The 25,016-nt window shown below is 71.6% G+C and carries 21 protein-coding genes and 2 pseudogenes; 7 read left to right on the top strand and 16 right to left on the bottom strand.

Annotated elements, in window-relative coordinates:
- Window positions 1-47: 47 nt before the first annotated feature.
- From QFZ76_RS08755 to QFZ76_RS08725, 7 genes and pseudogenes are all read right to left on the bottom strand, one after another.
- Window positions 48-1,087: pseudogene (locus tag QFZ76_RS08755) on the bottom strand (NAD-dependent epimerase/dehydratase family protein).
- A gap of 70 nt (window positions 1,088-1,157) precedes the next feature.
- Window positions 1,158-1,895 (bottom strand): 1-acyl-sn-glycerol-3-phosphate acyltransferase, encoded by a 738-nt coding sequence (locus tag QFZ76_RS08750; protein ID WP_307673182.1) that lies wholly within the window; start codon window positions 1,893-1,895, stop codon window positions 1,158-1,160.
- Window positions 1,896-2,039: 144 nt separating this feature from the next.
- Window positions 2,040-3,269 carry a PP2C family protein-serine/threonine phosphatase gene (locus tag QFZ76_RS08745; RefSeq protein WP_307673181.1) on the bottom strand — a complete coding sequence of 410 codons (1,230 nt, stop codon included), beginning with the start codon at window positions 3,267-3,269 and terminating at the stop codon, window positions 2,040-2,042.
- Window positions 3,270-3,361: 92 nt separating this feature from the next.
- Window positions 3,362-5,857 (bottom strand): SpoIIE family protein phosphatase, encoded by a 2,496-nt coding sequence (locus QFZ76_RS08740; RefSeq protein ID WP_307673180.1) that lies wholly within the window; start codon window positions 5,855-5,857, stop codon window positions 3,362-3,364.
- Between the two features lie 114 nt (window positions 5,858-5,971).
- On the bottom strand, window positions 5,972-7,207 hold the full coding sequence (gene rocD, locus QFZ76_RS08735) for an ornithine--oxo-acid transaminase (RefSeq protein WP_307673179.1): 1,236 nt from the start codon (window positions 7,205-7,207) through the stop codon (window positions 5,972-5,974).
- Complete coding sequence (ddaH, locus tag QFZ76_RS08730) at window positions 7,204-8,016, bottom strand: dimethylargininase (protein WP_307673178.1); 813 nt, start codon at window positions 8,014-8,016, stop codon at window positions 7,204-7,206. Before ddaH ends, rocD begins: the two co-directional genes overlap by 4 nt.
- 126 nt (window positions 8,017-8,142) lie before the next feature.
- A complete protein-coding gene (locus QFZ76_RS08725) occupies window positions 8,143-8,658 on the bottom strand; it encodes an Lrp/AsnC family transcriptional regulator (protein WP_307673177.1) in 516 nt (171 codons plus the stop codon).
- A gap of 92 nt (window positions 8,659-8,750) precedes the next feature.
- On the opposite strand from QFZ76_RS08725, the gene QFZ76_RS08720 reads away from it, so the two are divergent.
- Genes QFZ76_RS08720 through QFZ76_RS08705 form a run of 4 tightly spaced genes read left to right on the top strand, consistent with a single transcriptional unit; the run spans window position 8,751 to window position 12,807 of the window.
- Complete coding sequence (locus QFZ76_RS08720; RefSeq protein WP_307673176.1) at window positions 8,751-9,500, top strand: LytTR family DNA-binding domain-containing protein; 750 nt, start codon at window positions 8,751-8,753, stop codon at window positions 9,498-9,500.
- 1 nt (window position 9,501) lies between these two features.
- On the top strand, window positions 9,502-9,861 hold the full coding sequence (locus QFZ76_RS08715) for a hypothetical protein (protein WP_307673175.1): 360 nt from the start codon (window positions 9,502-9,504) through the stop codon (window positions 9,859-9,861).
- Between the two features lie 19 nt (window positions 9,862-9,880).
- Complete coding sequence (locus QFZ76_RS08710) at window positions 9,881-11,605, top strand: cation acetate symporter (RefSeq protein WP_307673174.1); 1,725 nt, start codon at window positions 9,881-9,883, stop codon at window positions 11,603-11,605.
- Entirely contained in the window at window positions 11,602-12,807 is a 1,206-nt protein-coding gene (locus tag QFZ76_RS08705; RefSeq protein ID WP_307673173.1) for a sensor histidine kinase, read from the top strand. Before QFZ76_RS08710 ends, QFZ76_RS08705 begins: the two co-directional genes overlap by 4 nt.
- 18 nt (window positions 12,808-12,825) lie before the next feature.
- Here the strand turns inward: QFZ76_RS08705 and QFZ76_RS08700 are convergent, their stop codons facing one another.
- Together QFZ76_RS08700 and QFZ76_RS08695 are read right to left on the bottom strand one after the other, a co-directional pair.
- Window positions 12,826-12,996, bottom strand: coding sequence for a membrane protein (locus QFZ76_RS08700; protein ID WP_030041537.1), 171 nt, complete (start codon window positions 12,994-12,996; stop codon window positions 12,826-12,828).
- Window positions 12,997-13,009: 13 nt separating this feature from the next.
- Window positions 13,010-14,935, bottom strand: a complete 1,926-nt coding sequence (locus tag QFZ76_RS08695; RefSeq protein ID WP_307673172.1) for a serine/threonine-protein kinase — start codon at window positions 14,933-14,935, stop codon at window positions 13,010-13,012.
- Between QFZ76_RS08695 and QFZ76_RS08690 the strand changes: the two genes are divergently transcribed.
- On the top strand, window positions 14,920-15,522 hold the full coding sequence (locus QFZ76_RS08690; RefSeq protein ID WP_307680381.1) for a hypothetical protein: 603 nt from the start codon (window positions 14,920-14,922) through the stop codon (window positions 15,520-15,522). The two genes, QFZ76_RS08695 and QFZ76_RS08690, sit on opposite strands and share 16 nt — an antisense overlap.
- Before the next feature lie 65 nt (window positions 15,523-15,587).
- On the opposite strand, the pseudogene QFZ76_RS08685 reads toward QFZ76_RS08690, so the two are convergent.
- The 5 genes and pseudogenes from QFZ76_RS08685 to QFZ76_RS08665 all read right to left on the bottom strand — a co-directional run.
- A pseudogene (locus QFZ76_RS08685) lies at window positions 15,588-16,451 on the bottom strand (DUF6777 domain-containing protein); the annotation flags it as partial.
- Window positions 16,452-16,526: 75 nt separating this feature from the next.
- Window positions 16,527-17,477, bottom strand: a complete 951-nt coding sequence (locus QFZ76_RS08680; protein WP_307673171.1) for a cytochrome c oxidase assembly protein — start codon at window positions 17,475-17,477, stop codon at window positions 16,527-16,529.
- Window positions 17,478-17,614: 137 nt separating this feature from the next.
- On the bottom strand, window positions 17,615-18,640 hold the full coding sequence (locus tag QFZ76_RS08675; RefSeq protein WP_307673170.1) for a 6-phosphofructokinase: 1,026 nt from the start codon (window positions 18,638-18,640) through the stop codon (window positions 17,615-17,617).
- 178 nt (window positions 18,641-18,818) lie between these two features.
- On the bottom strand, window positions 18,819-19,547 hold the full coding sequence (locus QFZ76_RS08670) for a type 1 glutamine amidotransferase (RefSeq protein WP_307673169.1): 729 nt from the start codon (window positions 19,545-19,547) through the stop codon (window positions 18,819-18,821).
- A 24-nt stretch (window positions 19,548-19,571) separates the two neighbouring features.
- On the bottom strand, window positions 19,572-20,810 hold the full coding sequence (locus QFZ76_RS08665; protein WP_307673168.1) for a MurT ligase domain-containing protein: 1,239 nt from the start codon (window positions 20,808-20,810) through the stop codon (window positions 19,572-19,574).
- Between the two features lie 146 nt (window positions 20,811-20,956).
- On the opposite strand from QFZ76_RS08665, the gene def reads away from it, so the two are divergent.
- The gene (gene def / locus QFZ76_RS08660) at window positions 20,957-21,496 is read left to right on the top strand and encodes a peptide deformylase (protein ID WP_307673167.1); all 540 of its coding nucleotides are present in this window, start codon (window positions 20,957-20,959) and stop codon (window positions 21,494-21,496) included.
- Between the two features lie 94 nt (window positions 21,497-21,590).
- Here def and QFZ76_RS08655 read toward each other — a convergent pair whose 3' ends face one another.
- Window positions 21,591-22,235: a TetR family transcriptional regulator gene (locus QFZ76_RS08655; RefSeq protein ID WP_266443797.1), complete on the bottom strand. Its 645-nt coding sequence runs from the start codon at window positions 22,233-22,235 to the stop codon at window positions 21,591-21,593.
- 173 nt (window positions 22,236-22,408) lie between these two features.
- Between QFZ76_RS08655 and QFZ76_RS08650 the strand changes: the two genes are divergently transcribed.
- Window positions 22,409-23,635, top strand: a complete 1,227-nt coding sequence (locus QFZ76_RS08650; protein WP_307673166.1) for an acyl-CoA dehydrogenase family protein — start codon at window positions 22,409-22,411, stop codon at window positions 23,633-23,635.
- A 37-nt stretch (window positions 23,636-23,672) separates the two neighbouring features.
- Here QFZ76_RS08650 and QFZ76_RS08645 read toward each other — a convergent pair whose 3' ends face one another.
- Window positions 23,673-24,887, bottom strand: a complete 1,215-nt coding sequence (locus tag QFZ76_RS08645; RefSeq protein ID WP_307673165.1) for a cytochrome P450 — start codon at window positions 24,885-24,887, stop codon at window positions 23,673-23,675.
- Window positions 24,888-25,016: the final 129 nt, after the last annotated feature.

Genomic DNA, 25,016 nt, shown 5'->3' with positions numbered 1-25,016 from the left:
CCAGTACGTCCTGAAGGGGGGCGGCCGTCACCGACGCCGCCCCCCTTTCACGCGTCGAGCGCGTCGACCGTGTCGAGCGTGTCGAGAAACGCGTCCTCCGCCGCGTAGTCGAAGAGGTCGCCGTACGACTCGAGCATCTTCGGGTACGCCTCCCGCCAGTCCCGCCCCGCGAGCCGCCCCTCGATCCACGCGACCGTGTCCGGCAGCGTCTCGGCGTACCGCACGACCGGGCGGTAGCCCAACTCCCGTTCCGCCGCGGACATGTCGCACACCACGGGCAGCGGCACCGACCACGGCGTGTCACCCACCGTGGGCGCCGGGGGCGGCCCCTCCACGAGGACGTTCTCGCTCTCGACACCCATGACGGCGTCGATCGCCCGCGCGATCTCCGCGACCGTCGGAGCGTCCGGGTCCACGGCGTTGAGGACCCGCGTGCCCGGCCGTGCGGCGGCCAGCCGGATCAGCTCGGCGATGGTGTGGACGCTCGCCGGATGGAACCGGCTCGTGCCTCCGTAGGCCAGGACGCGCCGGGGCCGGCCGTCCAGGTTGCGCTTGACGAAGTACAGCTCGCGCGGGGTCCGGCAGTGCGGCCCGTGGATCGCACCGGCACGCAGCAGCGTGGTCGGCAACCGCCCGCCCGCCGTGAGGAGTTCGCGCTCCAGCCCCGCCTTGCGGGTGCTGTACGAGGTGTCTCCCGGCCGGACGGTCCGCTGGTCCTCCGTGATCGGCACCGGGTACTCGGGGAAGCCGCCCGGCTCCTGCTGGGTGTCGAAGCCCCGGCCCTTGTCGTCCTCGTACACCGACACGCTGGAGACCACCACGGCCGCGCCCACGCGATCACCCAGCGAGGTCAACTGCCGTGCGTGCTCCGGCCCGTAGGCCACCATGTCGACCAGGACGTCACAGCCGTCGCCGACCGCCGCGGCCAGGGCCGCGTCGTCCTCCCGGTCCGCGCGGACCGCCCGCACGTCGTCGGGCCAGCCCTCGTCCCGCGCGCCCCGCGCGAGACGGCTGTCACCTCCCAGCCGTCCCGGGCCAGCACGCCCACGGCGGCCCGTCCGATCTGTCCCGTCGCTCCGACCACCACAGCACGTCTCATGCGGCGACCGTACGACCGGGACCGCCGCGCCCGCCAGGCGCTCTGCCGACAGCAGAGGTCAACTCAGCGGCAGCCGCGGGAACCTGCGCTCCTTCTCCTTCTCCTTCTCCGAGCGCGCCGCGGCCTCCTCCGCCTTGGCGACCGCCGCGTACTGGTCGACGTACTCCTGCTCGGACAGCGTCAGGATCGCGTACATGATCTCGTCGGTGATGGCGCGCAGGATCGCCTTCTCGTTCTCCATGCCGGCGTACCGGGAGAAGTCGAGAGGCTTGCCGAAGCGGATCACCACGGGGTGGATGTTGGGGACGAGCTTGCCGGGCGGCTGGGCCTCGAAGGTGCCGATCATCGCGCAGGGGATGACGGGCACTTGGGCTTTGAGCGCCATCACCGCGACGCCGACCTTGCCCTTGTAGAGCCGGCCGTCGTGGGAGCGGGTGCCCTCCGGGTAGATGCCGAGCAGTTCGTCCTTGCTCAGGACGCCGAGCCCCTCGCGGATCGCGGCCTGGCCCGCCTCCTTGCCGGAGCGGTCCACGGGGATCTGTCCGGCGCTGCGGAAGAAGGTCGCGACCAGCCGGCCCCGGATGCCGGGTCCCGTGAAGTACTCGGCCTTCGCGAGGAAGGTGATGCGCCGCTTCAGGACCGCGGGCATCAGGAAGTGGTCCGAGAAAGAGAGGTGATTGCCCGCGACGATGGCCGCACCCGATGCCGGAACGTGCTCCAGGCCTTCTATTCGAGGGCGGAAGACCAGTCTCAGCAACGGCCCCAGGAACACGTATTTGAGCAGGTAGTAGAACAAGGGGGGTCGCTCCTCACTCCGGCGGTCGGCTCAACCGCCGCGTTAAAGCAGGTCAACCGGCACGTCGTGGGGGTGCCAGTGTAGGCGCAGGCCGCGGTTGCCGGAACCGGACGGGGGCACCCGCGGCCACACCCACCGCCCTTCTCACAGTCGCACGATGATCAGGGCCGTGTCGTCCGTGGCGCCGCCGGGTGGCAGCAGCTCCAGCAGGACGGCGTCGGCGAGGGTCTCGGGGTCGGCGGCCCGGTGGCGGCGCAGGGAGTCCGCCAGGCGGGCCAGACCGGTGTCGATGTCCTCGTGGCGCCGCTCGACCAGGCCGTCGGTGTACAGGGCGAGGGTGGCGCCGCCGGTGAAGGTGGTGCCGGCCTGGGGCCTCGGGAGCGGGTCGGGGCGGGCGTCCAGCGGGGGATCGGTGGCCCGGTCGAGGAACTCCACCCGGCCGTCGGCGTGGACCAGGACGGGCGGCGGGTGGCCGGCGCTGCTGTAGGTGATCGTGTGCCGGTCGAAGTCGATGAACGTGGTGACCGCGGTGGCCGATTCGGCGCCGTCGACCACATGGGCGTACCGGCCGAGGACGTCCAGCGCCTGGGCCGGGCCGTCCGCGACCCGCGAGGTGGCGCTGAGCGCGCTGCGCAGCTGGCCCATGACACCGGCCGCGGCCAGCCCGTGGCCGACCACGTCGCCCACCGACACACCGAGGCGGTGGCCGCCCACCAGGTCGACCAGGTCGTACCAGTCGCCGCACACGTTCAGCGCGCCGACCGCGGGCCGGTAGCGGACCGCCGCCCGGTGGTTGCCCCCCTGCCGACGGGCGGGCAGCATCGCCTCCTGCAGGGCCAGGGCCACCTCGCGCTCGCGGGCGTGGGCCCGGCGCAGCCGTTCGTTGAGCTCCTGCAGCTCGCGGCCGCGGGTGTACAGCTCGGCCTCCAGCACCTGTGCCCGGCCGGTGCTCCGCCCGCCGCGGGCCCGGATCAGCTCGGTGACCTCCTCGACCCGGTGCACCAGCAGCACCACCTCCCCGCCCGGGCCGAGCACCGGCGCGTTGCAGGGGCTCCAGTACCGCTCCTGCCAGTGCCCGGGCCGCTCGGGATCCTCGACGTCGTACCGCTGCAGGGCCATCGCGTCACGCTCGCCCGTGGCCAGCACGCGCTGGAGCGAGGCCTGCAGATTCCGCATGCCCGTCGCCGTGGGGTCGTTGGGGTTGTCCGGGAAGACGTCGAACATGTGCCGCCCGATCACCTGATCGCGCTTGCGGCCGGCCGTGCGCAGGAACTCCTCGTTGATGTCCGCGAAGACCAGGCCGGGCGTGAGCAGGGCGACCATTCCGGGCAGGGCCTGGAACACCGCCGCGTAGTCGATCGCCGAATCGTCCATGGCTCCCGCTCTCACCACCGGGATCACCCCAGTTTCCCACGATATGCGCGGCCCTACGCCATATGTGGTCCTACGCCATCTGCGGTCCTACGTCACAGCGGCGCATCCGTCAGCGACTGCTCGGCCCAGATGACCTTGCCCTCCGGCAGGAAACGGGTGCCCCAGCGCTGGGTGAACTGGGAGACCAGCAGCAGTCCGCGCCCGCCCTCGTCGGTGGTGCGGGGATGGCGCAGGTGGGGCGCGGTGGCGCCGCCGTCGAACACCTCGCAGATCAGCGTCCGGTCCTTGATGAGCCGGAGCCGGATGGGGCCGGAGGCGTGCCGGATGGCGTTGGTGACGAGCTCGCTCACCACGAGCTCCGTGATGAAGGCCAGCTCGTCCAGGCCCCAGTCCGACAGCCGGCGGCCGGCCGTCTTGCGGGCGTCGGCGACCACGGCCGGGTCGGCGGGCAGTACCCAGGACGCGACCCGGTCGGCGTCGAGGCGCCTGGTACGCGCCATCAGCAGGGCCACGTCGTCGCGGGGACGGGCCGGGGCCAGGGTGTCCACGACGGCACGGCAGCGCAGGTCGAGCGAGGGAGCCGACCGCGCCAGGGCCTTCCGCAGCCGATCCCGGTTCGCGTCCTCGGACCACTCCTCGCCGCAGGCCAGCAGACCGTCGGTGTACAGCGCGAGCGTGCTGCCCTCCGGCAGGATCATCTCGACCGACTCGAACGGCGGTCCGCCCGCCCCCAGCGGCGGCCCCTGGGGCAGCTCCACGAAGGTGATGGTCCCGTCGGGCCGGACGACCGCGGGTGCGGGATGCCCGGCGGCGGCCATCGAACACCGTCCGTCGACCGGGTCGTGGACGACGTACAGACACCCCGAGCCCACGGCCTGGGTGCTGTCGTCCTCCGCCGCCCCGCTCTCCGGTGCCGCGCTCTCCTCCTGCGCCGTGCGCCCGACCAGGTCGTCGAGGTGGGCCAGGACCTCGTGCGGCGGCAGATCCAGCGCCGCGAGCGTGCGTACGGCGGTCCGCAGCCGCCCCATGGCCGCCGCGGCGTCGATGCCGTGCCCGGGCACCTCGCCCACGACGAGGGCCACCCGTGCGCCGGAGAGCGGGATCAGGTCGTACCAGTCGCCGCCCAGGCCCGTCAGCTCGTTCGCCGGGCGGTAACAGGCGGCCACCTCAACGGCGTCCTGGTCGGGCAGCCGGTGCGGGAGCAGATTGCGCTGCAGCGCCAGCGCCGCGTCCCGCTCGCGGGTGTAGCGCCGGGCGTTGTCCACACACACCGCCGCCCGCGAGACCAGATCCTCGGCCAGACTCAGGTCGTCCTCGTCGAAGGGCTCCTGACGGTGCCGCCGGAAGAACGTGGTCACGCCGAGGGTGACCCCCCGGGCCCGGACCGGCACGACCATCGCGCTGTGCGGCGCGAGGTCCCAGGACGTGGCGCCCTGGCTGCCGGGGGTGCCGGCGCCCCACTCCCGGGCGAGCGGGTCGAGCCGCTCCTCGCGCCAGGACCGGCCGGTGGCGAGGCAGCGGATCGGCGGTGAGCCGGGCGGGTAGACGGCGGGGGCGCCGATGCCGAGGGCGTCGGAGGTGGAGCGGGCGTCGGTGTGGGCGGCACCGTCGTCGCCCTCTTGGTCTGAGGTCCGCCCCGCCCGCCGCAGCCGTACCGGATCCGTCCCGTCCAGCGGCCCGGACGCCGGTTCCGCTCCCCGCAGCACCGACTCCAGCAGGTCCACGACGACCAGGTCGGCGAGCGCCGGTACGGCCACGTCGGCCAGCTCCTGCGCGGTCCGGACGATGTCAAGGCTGCGGCCGATGTACGCGCCGGCCCGGTCCAGGAGGGCCAGCCGCTGCCGGGCGCGGTGGTGCGCGGTGATGTCGACGACGGTGTAGTACACGCCCATCGGGTGACCCCGCTCGTCGTCGAGCCGGGTGAACGACAGCACGTGCGCGGTCTCCCGGTGCGGCGCGGAGCGCACGCTGCCGACGTGCTCGTACCCGATGACCGGCTCCCCGGTCGCCAGCACGTGCCGCATCTGCGCCTCGATGGCAGCGGAGTCCAGACCCGGCTGTATGTCCGCCAGCCGCAGCCCGAGCCGGCGCACGGGCGGGCCGCCGCCGAACTGTGCCAGGGCGGCGTTCGACCAGACGTACCGCAGGTCGGTGTCGACGATGGCGATACCGATGGGGGACCGGTCGACCATCTGCTCCAGCACGGTGCGCTGCATGTCCCAGCCGGGGGCCCCGGCCATCTCCGACAGCAGCGCCAGCCACCGCGAGGGCCCCCGCGTCTCCTCGGCGGCGGCGATCCGTACCATCACCCTGACCGGCCGCCCGTCCGCGCGGCGCACCGACAGCAGCCCGGCCCAGCCGCCGTCCCGGCCCCACTGCTCGACCAGACCGGGCACCCGCCCGGCGTCCTCCTCGGTCACCAGGTCGGCCAAGGTCCTGCCCACCGCCTCGGCGGCCGGGTACGCCAGCAGCCGCTGCGCGCCGGCGCTCCAGCTCGTCACCACCCCCGCCGCGTCGAGCAGCAGGGGCGCCGCATCCGCCACGTCGAACCGACGGCGGGCAACCTCATGCTCCTCAAATGTGCCCACGGCCGACCTCTCTGTCGCTGAGAGTGGTCTACCACCTCTTGCCCCAATCTTGCCCCCCGACGGCGGGACCGCACCGCGCGGCAGGATCAGAACCGAGGTCGTCGAGCTGCGGGCTCAGCCCCGTCCGAGCACCCTCGCCAGTGCCCCGAGCGCCGAGACGAGCTCCGCCTCCGTGATCGTCAGCGGCGGCGCGAGGCGGATGGTCGAGCCGTGGGTGTCCTTGGCCAGGACGCCCTCGCCAAGGAGGCCCTGGCTGATCTCACGGCCGGTGCCGAGGGCGGGGTCGATGTCGACTCCCGCCCAGAGGCCGCGGGAGCGGAACCCGACGACGCCCTTGCCGACCAGGTCGGCCAGGCCGTCGCGGAGCACTGTGCCGAGCTCGGCCGCCCGGCGCTGGAATTCACCCGTTTCCAGCAGTTCGACGACCGCCGTGCCGACCGCCGCGGCGAGCGGGTTGCCGCCGAACGTCGAGCCGTGTTCGCCCGGCCGGAGTACTCCGAGGACGTCCCGGCGGCCGACCACCGCGGACACCGGCACGATGCCGCCACCGAGCGCCTTGCCCAGCAGGAGTACGTCCGGGACGACCCCCTCGTGGTCGACGGCGAGCGTCCGGCCCGTGCGGCCGAGCCCCGACTGGATCTCGTCGGCGATGAAGAGGCAGCCCTCGCGGTGGGTGAGTTCGCGGACGCCGGTCAGATAGCCCTCGTCGGGGACGACGACCCCCGCCTCGCCCTGGATCGGCTCGATCAGCACCGCCGCCGTCGTCTCGTCGACCGCCGCCTCCAGCGCGGCCAGGTCGTTGTACGGCACGACACGGAAACCGGGTGTGAAGGGGCCGAAGCCCGACCGGGCCGTCTCGTCCGTGGAGAAGGACACGATGGTCGTCGTACGGCCGTGGAAGTTGTCCGCGGCGACCACGATCGTCGCCCGGTCGGCCGGGACGCCCTTCACGTCGTACGCCCACTTGCGCGCCACCTTGATGCCGCTCTCGACCGCCTCCGCGCCGGTGTTCATCGGCAGCACCATGTCCTGCCCCGTCAACTGCGCGAGCCGCTCGGCGAATTCGGCGAGCCGGTCGTTGTGGAAGGCGCGTGAGGTCAGGGTGAGACGGTCGAGCTGCGCGTGGGCCGCCTCGACCAGCGCCGGGTGGCGGTGGCCGAAGTTGAGGGCCGAGTAGCCGGCCAGCATGTCGAGGTAGCGGCGGCCCTCGACGTCCTCCACCCAGGTGCCCTCGGCACGGGCGACGACCACGGGCAGCGGGTGGTAGTTGTGCGCCAGGACCGGCTCCTCGGCGCGGATCAGGTCGGCGGAGGTGCGCGTGCGGACAGGGACACGGGTGGGAGCTGTCATGAGCGGATCTCCTGGGTGCAGCACTTGATGCCGCCGCCGGCCTTCTGGAACTCGGAGAGGTCGACGGCGACGGGGACATAGCCGTGGTCGCAGAGGCGGGAGGCGAGCGCCTCGGCCCGCGGTGCGATGAAGACGTGCCGGCCGTCGGACACGGAGTTGAGGCCGAAGGCCATCGCGTCGTCCCGGGTGGCGAGCACGGCGTCCGGGTACAGACGGGCCAGCACCTCGCGGCTGCCCGGCGAGAACGCCTCCGGGTAGTACACGATGTTGTCCTCGTCCAGGACGAACAACGCCGTGTCGAGGTGGTAGAAGTACGGGTCCACCAGGGTCAGGCTGATCACCGGATGGCCGAAGAACTCCTGCACCTCGCGGTGCGCCTCACGGGTCGTACGGAATCCGGTGCCTGCCAGGACGTACCGGCCGGTCCACACCAGATCGCCCTCGCCCTCGCAGACGGACTCGGGGCGGTGGACGTCGTAGCCCGCCCCCTTGAACCACGTGTCGTAGTGCGTGGATTCGGGACGGCGCTCGGGGGCGTGGAAGAGGGCGCCGAAGACGCGGCCGTCGACGACGACCGCCGAGTTCGCGGCGAAGACCATGTCCGGGAGTCCGGGGACCGGGTCCACGGTGGCGATGTCGTGGCCGTGGGTGCGGTAGGCGTCGATCAGTGCCTGCCACTGTTCCTGGGCCAGATCGACGTCGACCCGGGTGTCGGGATGCATCCAGGGGTTGATCGCGTACTGCACGGCGAAGTGTCTGGGTTCGCAGACGAGGAAGCGCCGCCGGCGCGGCACACGGGTATCGGTCACAGAGGGGTTCCTCCGCTTCCTGCGGTGTCGAGACTGAGGGGTGACACCAAGGTAGGAACTGACCCGGACGGCCGACAAGGAATCAGAATTGCGTGTTGGCGCAGGAATGCTGCGTCTTTGAGCGGCTCAGCGCACGTCCGTTGCGCGCGTTGTGTCTTCCTCCGGTGCGGGCTGGCTGGCCCCGGCCTCCGGGCTCTCCGGAATGAGATGGGACAGCACCATCACACTGATCGTCTTCCGGATGAACGGCTCGATGCGGATCCGCTCCAGCACCTCCTCGAAGTGCTCGACGTCCCGCGCCCGCACATGCAGCAGCGCGTCCGCGCCGCCGGTCACCGTCATCGCCGCCGTGATCTCCGGATGGTTGCGCATCACCTCCGCGAGCCGCCGCGGCGGGGCCGCGCCCTCGCAGTACACCTCGACGTACGCCTCCGTACGCCAGCCCAGCGCCGACGGCTTCACCGTCGCCGTGAACCCGGTGATCACACCCGTGTCCCGCATCCGGTCCACGCGCCGCTTGACCGCCGTCGAGGACAGCCCGACGCTCGCGCCGATCTCGGCGAAACTGGTCCTGGCGTTCGCCATCAACGCGGTGACGATCTTCCGGTCGAGCTCGTCGAAGGGCGCGGGCCTGCTGTTCATGCGGGCACTGTATCCAGCGGAAAGGTCCTGACCGCCCCCGCGACGCCCTTCCACGTGTGCAGGCGTACGAATAACTCCTACACTCCGGGTTCATGCTGCGCGCCCTGGCTGTCGACGACGAACGCCCCTCGCTGGAGGAACTGCTCTACCTCCTCAAGACCGATCCCCGCGTCGGCAGCGCGGAGGGCGCCGGTGACGCGACCGAGGCACTGCGCCGAATCAACCGCGCCCTGGAGTCGGGGCCCGACGGCCCCGAGGCGATCGACGTCGTCTTCCTCGACATCAACATGCCCGGCCTCGACGGGCTGGATCTCGCCCGGCTGCTCACCGGCTTCGCCAAGCCGCCGCTCGTCGTGTTCGTCACCGCCCACGAGGACTTCGCCGTGCAGGCCTTCGACCTGAAGGCCGTCGACTACGTGCTCAAGCCCGTCCGCAAGGAACGCCTCGCCGAAGCCGTCCGCCGCGCCGCAGAACGCAGCGACTCGGCCCCCCGGATACCCGTGCACGAACCCGACCCCGACCACATACCCGTCGAACTCGGCGGCGTGACCCGCTTCGTCTCCGTCGACGACATCACGCACGTCGAGGCGCAGGGCGACTACGCCCGGCTGCACACCGACAAGGGCAGCCACCTCGTACGGATCCCGCTGTCCACCCTGGAGGAGCGCTGGCGCTCCCGCGGCTTCGTCCGCATCCACCGCCGCCACCTGGTCGCCCTGCGCCACGTCGGCGAACTCCGCCTGGACGCGGGCACGGTCAGCGTCATGGTCGGTTCCGAGGAACTCCAGGTCAGCCGCCGCCACACCCGTGAGCTGCGGGACCTGCTCATGAGGAGGCCATGACGTGCCCCAGGACCCCGCCGACCGCCGCGTCGTCGTCACCGGCCCGCCCCGGCGCACCCGCCGGGCCTCCGGCTACTACCGCCCGCGCACCGAGATCGACGAACAGACCACCCTCGGCCACACCTACGTCCGCTCCCTGATGCGCACCCAACTGCGCGCCGCCCTCGCCGTGTTCGCGTTCCTCGGCCTGCTCATCGGCCCGCTGCCGCTGCTCTTCGCGGCGCTGCCCGACGCCCGCCGCCTCGAATGGGCGGTCCTCGGCTTCGGCCTCTACCTCCCCATGGTCCTGCTCGCTCGCTGGTACGTGCGGCGCGCCGAACGCAACGAACGGGACTTCGTGCGCCTCGTCGAAGACCGCTGAACCGGCGAGCCGAAGACCGATGAACTCGAACTACGCCGTCCCCGCCGTCGCCCTCGTCGTGGTGGCAACCGTCCTCGTAGGCGCCTTCGGCCTGCGGATATCCCGCACCACCTCCGACTTCTACGTCGCCTCCCGCACCGTCGGCCCCCGCCTCAACGCGGCCGCCATCAGCGGCGAGTACCTCTCCGCCGCCTCCTTCCTCGGCATCGCCGGCCTGGTCCTGGTCCAAGGCCCGGACATGCTCTGGTACCCGGTCGGCTACACCGCCGGCTACCTGGTCCTGCTCCTGTTCGTCGCCGCCCCGCTGCGCCGCTCCGGTGCCTACACTCTCCCCGACTTCGCCGAGGCCCGGCTCGCCTCGCAGGCGGTACGGCGGCTCGCGGGCGCCTTCGTCGTGGGGGTGGGCTGGCTGTACCTTCTGCCCCAACTCCAGGGCGCTGGACTGACGTTGACCGTGCTGACCGGTGCGCCCGAGTGGCTCGGCGGAGTGATCGTCGCGGCCGTCGTGGTCGCCACCGTCGCCGCCGGCGGCATGCGCAGCATCACCTTCGTGCAGGCCTTCCAGTACTGGCTCAAGCTCACCGCCCTGCTCGTCCCCGCCCTGTTCCTGGTGCTCGCCTGGCAGGGCGACGGAGCCCCCCGCCGCGCCTTCGAGGAACCGGCCACCTTCCGCGAACAGCGGATCGTCCGCGTCGACGCGAGCCTCGACCTCAAGCTGGACGCGCCCCTGACCGTCACGGTGAGCGGCACGGTCGACGGCCGCCCGCACGACGACCAGCGGCTCCGGCTCCCCGCCGGCACCCACCGCATCGAACAGGGCACCCGGCTCACCTTCGCCAAGGGCGACCGGGTCCCGGCCGCCGACCGCGGCAGCAACGGCGGCATGTCGACCTCCCTGGCCGCGAGCCGTGAGGAACGCCCGCTCTACGCCACGTACGGACTGATCCTCGCCACCTTCCTCGGCACCATGGGCCTGCCGCACGTCGTCGTCCGCTTCTACACCAGCCCGCACGGAGTCGCCGCCCGCCGCACCACCGTGGCCGTCCTCGGCCTGATCGGCGGCTTCTACCTGCTGCCGCCCGTGTACGGCGCCCTCGGCCGGCTCTACGCCCCCGAACTCACCATCACCGGCGACGCGGACGCCGCCGTCCTGCTGCTGCCAGGGCGGGTGATCGGGGGCCTCGGCGGCGACCTGCTCGGCGCACTGGTGGCGGGCGGGGCCTTCGCCGCGTTTCTGTCCACGGCCTCGGGGCTGACCATGGCCGTGGCGGGCGTCCTCACCCAGGACGTCCTGCCCACGCGCGGTGTACGGCACTTCAGACTCGGCACGGTCCTCGCCATGGCCGTACCGCTCGCGGCGAGCATGCTGGTCGGCGGGCTGCCGGTCGCCGACGCGGTGGGGCTCGCCTTCGCGGTGTCGGCCTCGTCCTTCTGCCCGCTGCTCGTCCTCGGCATCTGGTGGCGGCGGCTGACCCCGCCGGGCGCGGCCGCCGGGATGCTGGTGGGCGGCGGCAGCGCCTTCGTGGCGGTGGCCGCGACCATGGCGGGCTTCCCGGGCACCGGCCCGCTGCACGCCCTGCTCGCCTGGCCGGCCCTCTGGTCGGTGCCGCTCGGCTTCCTCACCATGGTGCTGGTGTCGCTGGCGACGGCGGGGCGGGTACCGGCGGGGACGGCGGCGATCCTGGCGCGCTTCCATCTGCCGGAGGAACTGCGGGAAGAACTGCGCGAGGAGGTGAAGGCATGAGCGGATTCATCGCCGGACTGTGCGTGGCGATCCTGCCTCTCCTGGCCGCCGGCTTCTGGCTCGGCAGGCGCACCGCACGCCCCCAGAACCTCGGCGGACTCGGTACCCCCGTCGAACACGCCACCTTCCAGACCCTGCACACCGCCTCCCTCGCCGCACCGCCGCTCCGGGCCGGCCTCACGGAGGAGACCGCGCGCAAGTCGGCCCGCCGGCTGCGCACCCTGCTCGGCACGGACGCGCTGTGCCTCACCGACCAGGAGCAGGTCCTGGTCTGGGACGGCGTCGGCGACCACCACCGCACCGAGATCATGGAACGCCTCGCCGGCCCGCTGGAATCCGGCCGCGGCGAGGCCTTCCGGCTCACGTGCGACGCCCCCGACTGCCCGGTCCACTGGGCCGTCGTCGCCCCCCTCACCGTCGACGACCGCGTCCACGGCGCGCTCGTCGCCTGCGCGCCCCGAGAGTCCGCCGTCCTCGTCCGCGCGGCCCAAGAGGTCGCCCGCTGGGTCTCCGTACAACTCGAACTCGCCGACCTCGACCAGTCCCGCACCCGCCTCATCGAGGCCGAGATCAAGGCCCTGCGCGCCCAGATCTCCCCGCACTTCATCTTCAACTCGCTCGCGGTGATCGCCTCGTTCGTCCGCACCGACCCCGAGCGCGCCCGCGAACTGCTCCTGGAGTTCGCCGACTTCACCCGCTACTCGTTCCGCAGACACGGCGACTTCACCACCCTCGCCGACGAACTGCACGCCATCGACCACTACCTGGCACTCGTCCGGGCACGCTTCGGCGACCGGCTCTCCGTCACCCTGCAGATCGCCCCCGAGGTGCTGCCGGTCGCCCTGCCCTTCCTGTGCCTCCAGCCGCTCGTCGAGAACGCCGTCAAGCACGGCCTGGAGGGCAAGACCGACAAAAGCCACATCAGCATCACCGCCCAGGACGCCGGCGCCGAGGCCCTCGTGGTGATCGAGGACGACGGCGCGGGAATGGACCCCGCCCTGCTGCGCCGCATCCTCGCGGGCGAGGTCAGCCCCTCGGGCGGCATCGGGCTGTCCAACGTCGACGACCGGCTCCGCCAGGTCTACGGAGACGACTACGGCCTGGTCATCGAGACGGCCGTCGGCGCGGGCATGAAAATCACCGCCCGGCTGCCGAAGTACCAGCCGGGGGTGCACTCGGCGAGCCGCCTCACCGGCGGCTGAGGATCATGTGGCGGTGCGTCATGTACTGCGGGTGGCCACCATCCCGAGGGTGATCAGCCCCAGCACGACCCAGCCGAACCACAGCCAGCCGTTACTGCCGAGCGCCACCGTATAGGCGGTCACCGCGACGAGTCCGCCGACGGTGAGCACCCCCATCGTCCTGGTCGAGCCGTCCGTGGAACCGGGCATCGCAACACCCTCCTCATGGTTCGTCCCCCTCCATGGTGCCCCCGTTCTGCCTCCGCACGGTGCACACGACGAAATGTGTGCCGTTCTTCCAGGGGCCCTCGCTCGTCCAGGAGCCCGCCGTGTACACCGACGGGTCGAAGCCGTAGTCGGCCGGCGGCACCGCCCGCCCGCACGCCACGTCGGACTCGGTGCGCGCCTCGGCGAGCGTGACGTCCGCGCCCAATCGGGTGAATCCGAGCACCTCCTCGTCGTGCGTCCCCTCGCAGGACACCAGCCGGGCGTCCCGGTTGGAGCGCACGTCCAGACAGTCCCGCTTCTGCATGGTCGCCGTGTCCGCGAACGCCGAGCCCGCCTTCCGGTGGCCGCCCAGCGGCCCGTACACCGGCCCGTGCGCGCCCAGCACCAGACAGGCGGTGCGCCGCCCGGCGGCCTCGAAACCGTCCGGCGTCGGCACGACGGCGAAGCTCCGCACGTCCGCGAGCTTGTCCCGGACCTCCCGCGTCCGCTCCTCGCACGCCGCCGGCCCCAGCCGCCGCGCCTCGTCCGCCGACGCGGCCGCGACGAAGGCCAGCACCTGCCCGTCCGGCGCCTGGTCCCGGCAGGTCGGATCCACCGACAGCCGGGGCGTGCCCTGGAAGCGCTCGGCACCCGCCCAGTCGGCGAGCACACAGTCGCCGTCCCGCAGCGGCTTCGCCAGCCCCACGCTCTCTCCGTACGGCGGCCCGCTCCCGTCACCCCCGTCAGTGGTGGTCCGGTCCGCGAGGGCGTACCAGACGCCGCCCAGGGCGAGGACCATGCCGAGACCGCACGCGAGGACCGCCCGCAGGGCGTGCGAGCGCTCGCGTCGCCGCCTGACCGGCGCGGCCGGCGGCGAGGGCGCGAGGGGCGGCCCGAAGTACCCGTGCGGATCCGGGGAGACGTCCGGCCCGGGCGGCCCCCCGCTCGGACCGAATCCCGGCGGACCAGCGGTCGGCGACGCGAATCCGTGCGGCCCCGCGGACGGCGCGGGTACCCCCGCCCAGGGCGGCTGCGACCCCAGGTCGGTCTGGGTCCGCGAGTACGCCTCGGCGTGCGGCGCGACGATCCGCGACAGCGCCGCCTCCGCCTGAGCCGCCGACAGCCGCTGCCCGGGATCCTTCGCGAGCAGCGCGGCCAGTACGGGCTCCAGCGCCCCCGCCCGCACGGCGGGACGGGGTTCCTCCATGACCACCGCGGTCACCTCGGCGAGATGCGACTCCCGCTCGAAGGGACCCCGGCCCTCGACGGCGTGGTAGAGCGTGCAGCCCAGCGAGAACAGATCGGCGGCCGCCGTGGGTGCCCCGCCCGTCGCCCGCTCCGGCGCCAGATACCCGGCGGTCCCCACGAGCACGGACGCCAGCGTGTAGCGCGTCTCGCCCGCGTCCGGCTGCACGGAGATGCCGTAGTCGGTGAGCAGGACACGGCCGTACGGCGCCCCGGAGCGGTCCGGCGCGAGCAGGATGTTCGCCGGTTTCACGTCCCTGTGCATGACGCCCCGCCGGTGCCCCGCGGTCAGCGCGTCGAGCACGGCGAGGCCGACGCGGGCGCACTCGGCGGGGGAGAGCGGCCCCCGGGTCTCGACCAGCTCACGCAGGTCGGTCGCGCCCGCCACGTACTCCATGACGATCCACGGCAGCCCCTCGTGCTCGAGCACGTCGTGCACGGTCACCACATGCGGATGACCGCGCAGCCCGGCCGCGTGCCGGGCCTCGGCACGGGCCCGGGCGACCCGTGCCTCCCGGTCGTGACCGGCCTCCACCGGGTCGCGGAACACGATCTCCTTGAGCGCGACCTCGCAGGCGAGTCTCTGGTCGTGGGCGAGCCACACATGGCCCATGCCGCCGCTGCCGAGCCGGTTCAGCAGCAGATAGCGGCCGGCGATGACCCGGCCCACTCCCGACGTCGGTGATCCTGAAGGCATCCGGTGACTCCCGGTTCTGCGGCTACGTGGTCGCACCGGCGGATGCACTGCCCGCCGGGGCGCTCGTGGCCGGCTCGCTGGCGGCCGGTTCGCTGGTGACGGGCGCGCTGGTCGGAGGCGGCGCACTGCTGGTGACCGGATCACTGGTCGGCGGCGAACTGGTCGGAGGGTCCGGGGGAGGAGGCGGAGGCGGAGGCGGCGGCGGCGGCGGAGGGGGAGGCGGCGGCGCGCTCGTCGACGGTGGCGCCGAGCTGGGCGGCCGACTCGATGAGGTGTCGGTGTCCGGCGCCGAGCTGCTCGGCGGGCTCGACGAGGGCGGCGCGGAGCTCGACGGCGGGCTCGACCCGGGCGAGCCCGAACCACCTGGCGACCCCGAACCGGACGACGCACCGGACGAGGGCGCGGAAGGAGATCCCCCAGGCCCACTGCTCGACGACGACGGTGTGCCGGCCGACCCGGAGGGCCCGGACGACCTCGGCGGTGTCGGCGGAGCGGTGGACCCACCGGACGTACCGTCCGACGTGCCCCCGGACGTACCGTCCGACGTGCCCCCGGACGTACTGCCGGACCCGCCCCCGCCGGACTGATCCCGGGCCACGCTCAGCCTCACGTACTCCCCGAAGCGCAGCTCGCTCCCCGCCGGCGGATCGGTCGCGGTGACCCTGGCACCGTCCGGCGGCAGCCCCTTGCCGTCGTACCCGGCCGCCAGCCCCGTGTCGGCCAGTTGCCGGCTCGCCTGCCCGAACGTCGTCCCGGCGAGGTTCGGCACCGCGCGCCGCTTCCGGGTGTCGAAGGTGGCATCGTCCTCGCCCGTCGTGCCGACCGGCCGGTTGATGCCCCGCTCGGGTTCCTGGACGTCGACCAGGGCGATCCGCTCCAGCGTCCGGGGCGCGGGCCGCACGGCCACCACCTGGGAACGCTCGTATCCCTGCCATTTCTCGTTGCCGCCCTCGAACTCGACCGAGATCCGGCTCGTGTCACCCTCGAAAGGCCGCAGCGGATTTCCGCACGAGCACTTCACGGCCGGCTGTCCCTGCTGATCCGCGAGAATCGCGATGCCCGCCTGGAGCAACGAGTCGTAGGGGACGGCCTTTCCCTTTTTGTAGTCGTGGTTCTTCACGAGAGTGTCGTGACGCAGCAGAACAGGTGTGAGTCGTTCCAGATAATCCGGAATCTCGTGCTTCGAGATCTCCAGGGCACGCGCCCACGCCTGTGCCTTCCGGTCGTTCGCGGGATCGGTGAGAAACTGTTCGAGCCGGTCGACGTCACAGATCGTCGGCTGTTTCGAACCCCCGTACAGACCGGGTGTGTCCCCCTGCTGCAGGCCGCTGTGCACGGTCCGCGACCGGACCTGGGCATCCCGGCCAAGACCGCTGTTCTCGTCGAAGAACGGGGCCAGCGAGGGCACGCCCGCGGCGACCGCCTTCACCACCGTCAACGGCGTCTCGCGGTCGCAGCCGGTCAGCGCGAGAACGAAAACCAGGAAGCAGGCAATCCTTTTCCCGGCCCTTTGCATAAATGCGCGATGTGTCATCACCGCTCCCCCCGGCGGTTCCCCCATAGCGCTTCATGCTACTGAATAAGAAGCCTTTCAACGCCCGCGTGTGTTCAATGAGGCCAAATAGGCGTTGTATGCCTCGAGTTCCCTGTCGCCGTCCCGGTCGGCGGCCCGGTCCTCGCGCTTGGCCTGCCGCTGCTCGGAGCTGTACCACTGGAACAACAGGGCGATCAGCACCAGGACGGACGGGATCTCACTGAACGCCCACGCGATGCCGCCGGCCGCGTTCTGGTCGGAGAGCGCGTCGATGCCGAGCGAGGCGGGCGGGTTCTTGAACGTCTCCACCATCGGCTCGGACGCCATCATCAGCGCGATGCCGAAGAACGCGTGGAACGGCATGCCCGCGAACAGCTCCAGCATCCGCATCAGGTAGCCGGGCCGGTTGGGGCCCGGGTCCACGCCCATGATGGGCCAGAAGAACACGAAACCGACGGCGAGGAAGTGCACCATCATCGCGATGTGCCCGGTCTTGGAGCCCATCAGGAAGTCGAAGATCGGCGTGAAGTACAGCGCGTACAGGCTCGCGATGAACAGCGGGATGGTGAACGCCGGGTGCGTGATGATCCGCATGTACCGGCTGTGCAGGAACATCAGCAGCACCTCGCGCGGCCCCTTGCGGCCCCTGGCCGCGGGCGGCAGCGCACGCAGTGCCAGCGTGACGGGCGCGCCGAGCAGCAGCAGGATCGGCGACAGCATGCTGATCACCATGTGCTGCACCATGTGCACGCTGAACATGACCATCCCGTAGTCGTTCAGCCGGGTGCACATCACGAGCCCTATGGACAGCACTCCCACGACGTACGCGATCGTCCGCCCCACCGGCCAGGCGTCCCCGCGCCGCCGCAACCGCACGACCCCCCACCCGTACAGCGCGAGCCCCACCACGCAGGCCACCAGGAAGAACGGGTCGGCCGACCACTGAAGACCCCGCCCCAGCGTGAACGGCGGCAGATCCATGGTCATGCCGTGCCCGCTGTGATCCATCCAACGGCTCCTGATTCGTGGGGGTTGTACGCGTCTGTCCGCCCCCAGAGTAGAACTGCCCCCGGCGACCAATGTCACCGGGGGCAGTGCAGCTCCCTAGAGGCGCGACCAGCCACGACGCTCCCGCAGCCCGCGAATCACAGAACGCACTCGGCCTCTTCGTACCGCTCCGCAGGAACCGTCTTCAAGGTCTCCACAGCATCGGCGAGCGACACCATCACGATGTCGGTCCCCCGAAGCGCGGTCATCCGACCGAACTGGCCGCGATGCACGGCCTCCACCGCATGCCACCCGAACCGCGTGGCCAGCACCCGGTCGTACGCGGTGGGCGTCCCGCCCCGCTGCACATGCCCGAGTATCACCGGCCGCGCTTCCTTGCCCAGCCGCTGCTCCAGCTCGATGGACAGCTGCCGCGCTATCCCGGCGAAGCGCTCGTGCCCGTAGATGTCCTTGGCGCCCTCGTCGAAGCTCATGCTGCCGGGCCGAGGCTTGGCCCCCTCCGCCGCGACGACGATCGCGAACCGCTTCCCCGCCTCGAACCGCTCGCCGACCTTCGCGGTCAACTCCTCGATGTCGAAGGGCCGTTCCGGTACGACGATGGCGTGCGCGCCCGCCGCCATGCCGGAGTGCAGCGCTATCCAGCCGGTGTGGCGCCCCATGACCTCGACGACCAGCACACGCTGGTGGGACTCGGCGGTGGTCTTCAGCCGGTCCAGCGCCTCCGTCGCGACGCCGACGGCCGTGTCGAAGCCGAAGGTCACGTCGGTGCCCGCGATGTCGTTGTCGATGGTCTTCGGCACGCCCACGATGGGCAGACCGTTGTCCGACATCAGCCGGGCCGCCTTGAGCGTGCCCTCGCCGCCGATGGGGATGATCGCGTCGAGGCCCAGCTCCTCGACGTGGCCCCGGGCCCGCTCCACGCCGTCCCGCAGATGGGAGGGCTGGACCCGGGAGGAGCCGAGGATCGTGCCGCCGCGGGCCAGGATGCCGCTCACCGCGTCGAGGTCGAGCTTGAGGTAGTCGCACTCCAGGAGGCCCTTCCAGCCGTCCCGGAAACCGATGACCTCGTCGCCGTGGTCCACGACGGCGCGGTGCACGACGGACCGGATGACGGCGTTCAGGCCGGGGCAGTCGCCGCCGGACGTGAGGACACCAATGCGCATAGCCCGGAATACCTTCTCGAGGGGGCCGGATCCGGACCACATTGTCCGGCTCGATCCCCGCCACCCTAACGGCAGGAGGGGGCGGGGGCGCATCGTGCGTCCGCCTGCTGGACGACCCCGCTCACCTGTGCGGACGGGCCGTCAGACGGGCTGGTTACGGCAGGCTGGACCCCGGATGTCAGGCAGGTTGCTGCGCCGCCGCGATGCGCTCGTTGCGGAGCGCCTCGTACCACCGGTCGTCGGTCGGCGGCAGCGCGTTGACATCGAGCGCCAGCTTCAGCAGCAGGTCGGCGATCAGCGGATTGCGCGCGAGCACGGGACCGTGCATGTACGTACCGAAGACCGTGTCGTTGTACGCCCCCTCCGTGCCGTCACCCGTCCCGTTGCCCTTGCCGAGGCGGACCTGGGCGAACGGGCGGGCGGTGGGACCGAGGTGGGTGACGCCCTGGTGGTTCTCGAAGCCGGTCAGCGGGGGCATGCCCAGGCGAGGGTCGATGTCGGCGAGCACGTCACCGACGCACCGGTCGCCCTCGCCGCGCGTGGAGACCACGTCGAGCAGGCCGAGGCCGGGCTCGCGCTGGCCGAGGTCGTTGATGAACTCGTGGCCGAGGATCTGGTAGCCGGCGCACACCGAGAAGACGATCGCGCCGTTCTCGACGGCCCGGTGCAGACCGCCGTCCCGGCGCAGCCGCTCGGCCGCGAGCCGCTGCGGCCGGTCCTCGCCGCCGCCGATCAGGTAGATGTCGCCGGAGGTCGGGATCGGCTGGTCGCTGCGCACGTCGAGCCGGGCCACGTCGAGGCGGCGCTGCCGGGCCCGGCGCTCCACGACCAGGGCGTTGCCCTGGTCGCCGTACGTGCTGAGCAGGTCGGGATAGATCCAGACGATCCGCAGTTGGTTGTCGCTCACAAAAGTCCCCTGAAAGTCCGGTGCTCAGTTGCCGACGCGGCGGCGCAGGTCCTGGAAGGCGGTGTAGTTGGCGATGACCTCGATGCGGCCCGGCGGGCTCAGCTGCACGGCCTGGTCGAGGTTCTCGCAGACCTGGAAGTGCTGGCCCGCCACCTCCAGACGTACCGCGAGGTCCAGCTTGCGGTCGCCGACGACGCAGATCGGGTGGCCGGTCAGCCGCGTGTAGTCGACGTCCCACAGCCAGGAGGTGTCGGTGCCGTCCGCGCCGCGCGCGTTCACCGAGAGGATCACCGGGGTCGGCGGCGGATCGATCAGGCTGAACGTTTCGAGCCAGCCGGCGGGGTTCTTCGCGAGCAGCAGTCGGAGGTCGCGCTCCATGAACTGCACGACGTCGTACCGGCCGGCCACCGCCTGCACCTGGTACATGCGTTCCAGGGCGACCTGCGGCGGCACGCCGAAGACGGCGGCGACGGCGGCCGAGGAAGCGGCGTTGGCCTTGTTGGCACGGCCCGGCAGCTGAAGGTGGATCGGCCAGGCGGAGCCGTGCGGATCCAGGACATGGTCGCCGGACAGCGCCCAGCTCGGCGTCGGCCGGCGGAAGCCGCACTCGCCGCAGAACCAGTCGTCGCCCGGACGCTGCATCACGCCACCGCAGGACGGGCAGGACCAGGCGTCGTCCTTCCACATCTGACCCGCGGCGACCCAGATCACGTTGGGGGAGGAGGACGCGGCCCACACCACCAGCGGGTCGTCCGCGTTGGCGATGATCACGGCCTTCGAACCGGCCAGACCCTCGCGCCAGTTCTCCGCGAGCATGCGGGTCTCGGCGGCCCGGTCGAGCTGGTCGCGGGAGAGGTTGAGCAGGGCGATGCACTTCGGGTCGGTGTCCCGGGCGACGCCCGCGAGGTACTTCTCGTCGACCTCGATGACGCCGTACCGCGCGTCCGAGCTGCCCGCGAGCGCCGAGGTGATGCCGGCCGGCATGTTGGCGCCGAGCGCGTTGGAGACCACCGGTCCCGCGGCCCGCAGCGCCTCGGCGATCAGGCGGGTGGTCGTGGTCTTGCCGTTGGTGGCCGAGACGAGGACGACGTCCAGGTTCTGGGCGAGCCGGGCGAGAAGGTCGGGGTCGAGCTTGAGTGCCACCCGGCCGCCGATCACGGAACCGCTGCCGCGCCCCGCGGCGCGCGATGCCGCCGCGACCGCCTTGCCCGCGGTCACGGCGATCTTGGCCCGCGGCGAGAGCGGGTCCGAGTTGCCTGCCATCAGTCCTCGATCCTCCTTGCGTACGCGCCGCGCCTCAGCCTCCGGCCACGTGGTGTGGACCTCAGCCTATCGAGATCCATTCGCACTCCCGAATCGCGGCGCCCGCGCGACCTTCGCGTGACAGGGAGGACCGTACCCTTGCCGCCATGCGACACGGCCCGATCCCGGGCGCCCACGGGCGCGTCCGGCCCCTCACGCTGCTCGGCGACCACCCTCTGCACGCCCCCTGCGAGGAGGTCACCGACTTCGGCCCCGAACTGGCGGTCCTCGTGGAGGACTTGTTCGCGACCATGTACGCCGCCCAGGGCGTCGGCCTGGCCGCGAACCAGATCGGGGCGCCGCTACGGGTCTTCGTCTACGACTGCCCGGACGACGAAGAGGTGCGCCACGTGGGCCACGTGGTGAACCCGAGACTCGTCGAAACGGACGGCATCGTGCTCCGTGGCCCGGAAGGCTGCCTGTCCCTGCCGGGCCTGGAGGCGGGAACGGAGCGCTACGACCACGCGGTGGTCGAGGGCTTCACGGCAACGGGAGAGCCGGTGACGATCCACGGCACGGGCTTCTTCGCGAGATGCCTGCAGCACGAGTACGACCACGTGGAGGGCCGCATCTACGCGGACAGACTGAGCGGCTGGCGTCACCGCCGTTTGATGCGACAGGCAGCCCGAGCTTCATGGCACCGGTGATGGACGTACCTCCAGGGGCTCGGGGCTGTATCAATGTGCGGCTCCGCCGCGTGGGCGCGACCAGCCCCCACAGACCCGCAGACAAACGCAACCGTCAGAACCCCGGACCGCCGACCTTGTCCCCCGCAGCAGCAAGACGCCCCCACAACAGATCCGCCAGACTCCGCACCAACTCCGCCCGAGAACAAGGCCGTTCCCCAAGCCACCAGTCCCCGGCCGCATGCATCATCCCGACGATCCCGTGCCCCCACACCCGAGCCAACTGCTGCCCCCCGGGCCCGAGATCCACCCGATCCTCGATGACCTGCGCCAACTCCTCGCCCATCCTGCGGAGCAACGGCACGCTGTGCTTGCCGACGTCGAACCCGGGATCGCCGACCTGCCCCCCGTCCGCCGGATGCATCAGGAAGCGGTACACCTGAGGCCGCGCCTCGATCGCCGCCAGATACGTGTCCAGCGTCGCCTCGACCCGCTCCCGCCGGTCCGCCGGCGCGTCCAGCGCGGCACGCAGCGAATCGAGCAGCGCGTCCGTGTGCCGCTTGGCCAAGGCTGCGTAAAGCCCGCCCTTGTCGCCGAAGTGGCGATAAAGGATCGGCTTCGTGATGCCGGCCTCCGCGGCGATGGCGTTCATGGAGGCATGCGGACCGTCGCGCAGCACCACTCTGTCCGCGGCCTCCAGCAGCTCACGCCGGCGACGGTCGGCGGACCGTTGCTGATCGGTCCGCTGCGTGGTGTCCATGTGCTCTCCCCACCCCGTGCTGATTAGGTAACGCCTGCGCAAACTAACACTCAGAATGCCTTGTACATCGAACGGGCTGCCGAGCAGGCACCAGGAGTTGACTTTTCCTACCCGCGGGTAACAGACTCGTGTTACCGTTAGTAACACGTACGTGCGTCGCCGCTGGAGGGGACATGGCCGAGTTCACCATGGAGCTCAACGACGAACAGAAGGAGGTCCGGGACTGGCTGCACGGCTTTTCCGCCGACGTCATCCGGCCCGCGGCCGCCGAATGGGACGAGCGTGAGGAGACTCCCTGGCCGGTCATCCAGGAGGCCGCCAAGGTGGGAATCTACTCCCTCGACTTCTACGCCCAGCAGTACTTCGACCCCACCGGCCTCGGCATCCCGATGGCCATGGAGGAGCTGTTCTGGGGCGACGCGGGCATCGCCCTCTCCATCGTCGGCACCGGTCTCGCCGCCGTCGGTGTCCTCGCCAACGGCACCGAGGAACAGATCGGCACCTGGATCCCCCAGATGTACGGCGATGCCAACGATGTCAAGGTCGCCGCGTTCTGCTCCTCAGAGCCCGACGCCGGCTCCGACGTCGCCTCGATGCGTACCCGTGCGGTGTACGACGAGGCCAAGGACGAGTGGGTGATCAACGGCACGAAGACCTGGGCGACCAACGGCGGCATCGCCAACGTCCACGTGGTCGTCGCCGTCGTGGACCCGGAGCTCGGCTCCAAGGGGCACGCCTCCTTCATCGTCCCGCCGGACACCCCCGGTCTCTCCCAGGGCCAGAAGTTCAAGAAGCACGGCATCCGCGCCTCGCACACCGCCGAGGTCGTCCTGGAGAACGTCCGGGTGCCCGGCTCCTGCCTCCTCGGCGGCAAGGCCAAGCTGGACGAGCGGCTGGCCCGCGCCCGTGAGCGGGCCAAGGCGGGCGGGGAGCGGGTGAAGAACGCGGCGATGGCCACGTTCGAGGCTTCCCGACCGGCCGTCGGTGCGATGGCCGTCGGTACGGCGCGTGCGGCGTACGAGGTGGCCCTCGACTACGCCAAGACCCGTGAGCAGTTCGGGCGTCCGATCATCGACAACCAGGGTGTGGCGTTCCAGCTCGCCGACATGCGGACGTCCATCGACGCGGCGCGGCTGCTGGTCTGGCGGGCGTCCTGGATGGCGGTCAACGGCAAGCAGTTCACGGCGGCCGAGGGGTCGATGTCGAAGCTGTTCGCGAGCGAGACGGCGAAGACGGTGACGGCGCAGGCCGTGCAGATCCTGGGCGGGAACGGCTACACGCGGGAGTACCCCGTGGAGCGGATGCACAGGGACGCAGCGATCTACACCATTTTCGAAGGCACCAGCGAGATCCAGCGCCTGGTGATCGCCCGCACCTTGTCGGGGATGCCGATTCGGTAGCGCCGTAGGGGCGCTGTGCGCCCTTGAGTTGACCGGCTCACCAGGTGACGGGGAGGGCTTCGGGCCCGCGGATCAACGTCCCCTTCTTGAAGGGGACTTCCTTCGGCGGCACGGCGAGCCGCAACCCCGGCACGCGGTCCAGCAGCGCGTCGACCAGCAGCTCGGACGCCAGCCGGGCGAGCATGGCGCCGGGGCAGTGGTGCGGGCCGGAGCCGAAGGACAGGTGCGGGTTCGGGCTGCGGGAGAAGTCGATCGTCTCCGGGTGGGGGAAGACGTCCGGATCACGGTTCGCGGAGAGGTACGACACATAGATCGCGTCGCCCGCCCGGATCCGTACGCCCCTGATCCCCACGTCCTCCACGGCGATCCGGGACAGCCCGACCGCGTTGCGGTGCGGGATGTAGCGCAGCAGCTCTTCGACGGCCTGCGGGCGGAGCTCCGGCTCGGCGCGCAGCCGTTCGGCCAGGCCCGGGCGGGTCAGCAGAAGGTAGAGCATCTGGCCGCTGTTGTCGGTGACCGCCTCGCCGCCGATCTGGAGCAGCACAGCGAGTCCGGCCGCCTCCTCCAGCGTGACCTCGCCACGGCCCACCGCGGCGCCCAGCAGTGAGCTGACGTCCTCGCCGGTGCTGCCTTCCCTGAGGCCGATGAGATCGGCGAAGTAGGCGCCCATCTCGTGCCTGGCCCTCTCGCTGACCTGGGTGCCGTCCGAGGAGGACAGGATCAGCCGGCTCCAGGCGTGCATGCCGTGCCGGTCGGCCGCCGGGACGCCCGTCAACTCGCAGATCACGGCGACGGGGAAGGGGGTGAGAACGGTCGCCGTGAGGTCGGCCGGCGGGCCGTCCTGGAGCAGTTCGTCGACCAGTTCGTCCAGCATCCGGCGGGACGTCTCGCGGATCCGCTCCCCGCCCTTCGCGGTGAAGGCGGCGGCGACCGAGCGGCGCAGCCGGGTGTGGTCCGGCGGGTCCAGGAAGCCGACCGCGCCACGGGCCGGGGCGAAGTGCGGGGCGAGGCGGGTGACCTCCCGGTCCATGACGGCCTCGCGGCTGAACCGCGGGTCTTCGGTCACCATGCGGACGTCCTCGTACCGGGTGACCAGCCAGGCCCAGCCCTCGCCGTTGGGGAGCTGGATGCGGGTGACCGGGCCCTCGCTCATCAGCTCGGTCAGGACCGGGTCGAAGTCGACCCCGTTCAGGACGAGCGCGGGCCAGTGCCGGATCGGGGGCAGGATCTCGGTGATGGTCTCTTCCGTCATGCCGTACTCACAGCCGTCACGTTGCGCTCCGCCGGAGCCTCCGAGGGTGGTCCAGTCCACGATCACCCGGCGGGGCGACGATCTCGCGCGGGACTACTGCGTACGGGGAATCCGAGGCGCCGCGGGAGG

The organism is Streptomyces sp. V4I2 (assembly GCF_030817655.1).
Lineage (GTDB): Bacteria > Actinomycetota > Actinomycetes > Streptomycetales > Streptomycetaceae > Streptomyces > Streptomyces plumbiresistens.
Note: the sequence above shows the minus strand (reverse complement) of the source record. Positions and strands in the feature narration are given on the sequence as shown.

Excerpts from the sequence above, each read along its gene's own strand:
- QFZ76_RS08720 (WP_307673176.1), top strand. The coding sequence starts at position 8,751 with ATGCTGCGCGCCCTGGCTGTCGACGACGAACGCCCCTCGCTGGAGGAA.
- def (WP_307673167.1), top strand. The coding sequence starts at position 20,957 with ATGCGACACGGCCCGATCCCGGGCGCCCACGGGCGCGTCCGGCCCCTC.
- QFZ76_RS08645 (WP_307673165.1), bottom strand. The coding sequence starts at position 24,887 with ATGACGGAAGAGACCATCACCGAGATCCTGCCCCCGATCCGGCACTGG.
- QFZ76_RS08745 (WP_307673181.1), bottom strand. The coding sequence starts at position 3,269 with ATGGACGATTCGGCGATCGACTACGCGGCGGTGTTCCAGGCCCTGCCC.
- QFZ76_RS08655 (WP_266443797.1), bottom strand. The coding sequence starts at position 22,235 with ATGGACACCACGCAGCGGACCGATCAGCAACGGTCCGCCGACCGTCGC.
- QFZ76_RS08725 (WP_307673177.1), bottom strand. The coding sequence starts at position 8,658 with ATGAACAGCAGGCCCGCGCCCTTCGACGAGCTCGACCGGAAGATCGTC.
- QFZ76_RS08705 (WP_307673173.1), top strand. The coding sequence starts at position 11,602 with ATGAGCGGATTCATCGCCGGACTGTGCGTGGCGATCCTGCCTCTCCTG.
- QFZ76_RS08710 (WP_307673174.1), top strand. The coding sequence starts at position 9,881 with ATGAACTCGAACTACGCCGTCCCCGCCGTCGCCCTCGTCGTGGTGGCA.
- QFZ76_RS08665 (WP_307673168.1), bottom strand. The coding sequence starts at position 20,810 with ATGGCAGGCAACTCGGACCCGCTCTCGCCGCGGGCCAAGATCGCCGTG.
- QFZ76_RS08650 (WP_307673166.1), top strand. The coding sequence starts at position 22,409 with ATGGCCGAGTTCACCATGGAGCTCAACGACGAACAGAAGGAGGTCCGG.
- QFZ76_RS08675 (WP_307673170.1), bottom strand. The coding sequence starts at position 18,640 with ATGCGCATTGGTGTCCTCACGTCCGGCGGCGACTGCCCCGGCCTGAAC.
- QFZ76_RS08695 (WP_307673172.1), bottom strand. The coding sequence starts at position 14,935 with ATGCCTTCAGGATCACCGACGTCGGGAGTGGGCCGGGTCATCGCCGGC.
- rocD (WP_307673179.1), bottom strand. The coding sequence starts at position 7,207 with ATGACAGCTCCCACCCGTGTCCCTGTCCGCACGCGCACCTCCGCCGAC.
- QFZ76_RS08680 (WP_307673171.1), bottom strand. The coding sequence starts at position 17,477 with ATGGATCACAGCGGGCACGGCATGACCATGGATCTGCCGCCGTTCACG.
- QFZ76_RS08700 (WP_030041537.1), bottom strand. The coding sequence starts at position 12,996 with ATGCCCGGTTCCACGGACGGCTCGACCAGGACGATGGGGGTGCTCACC.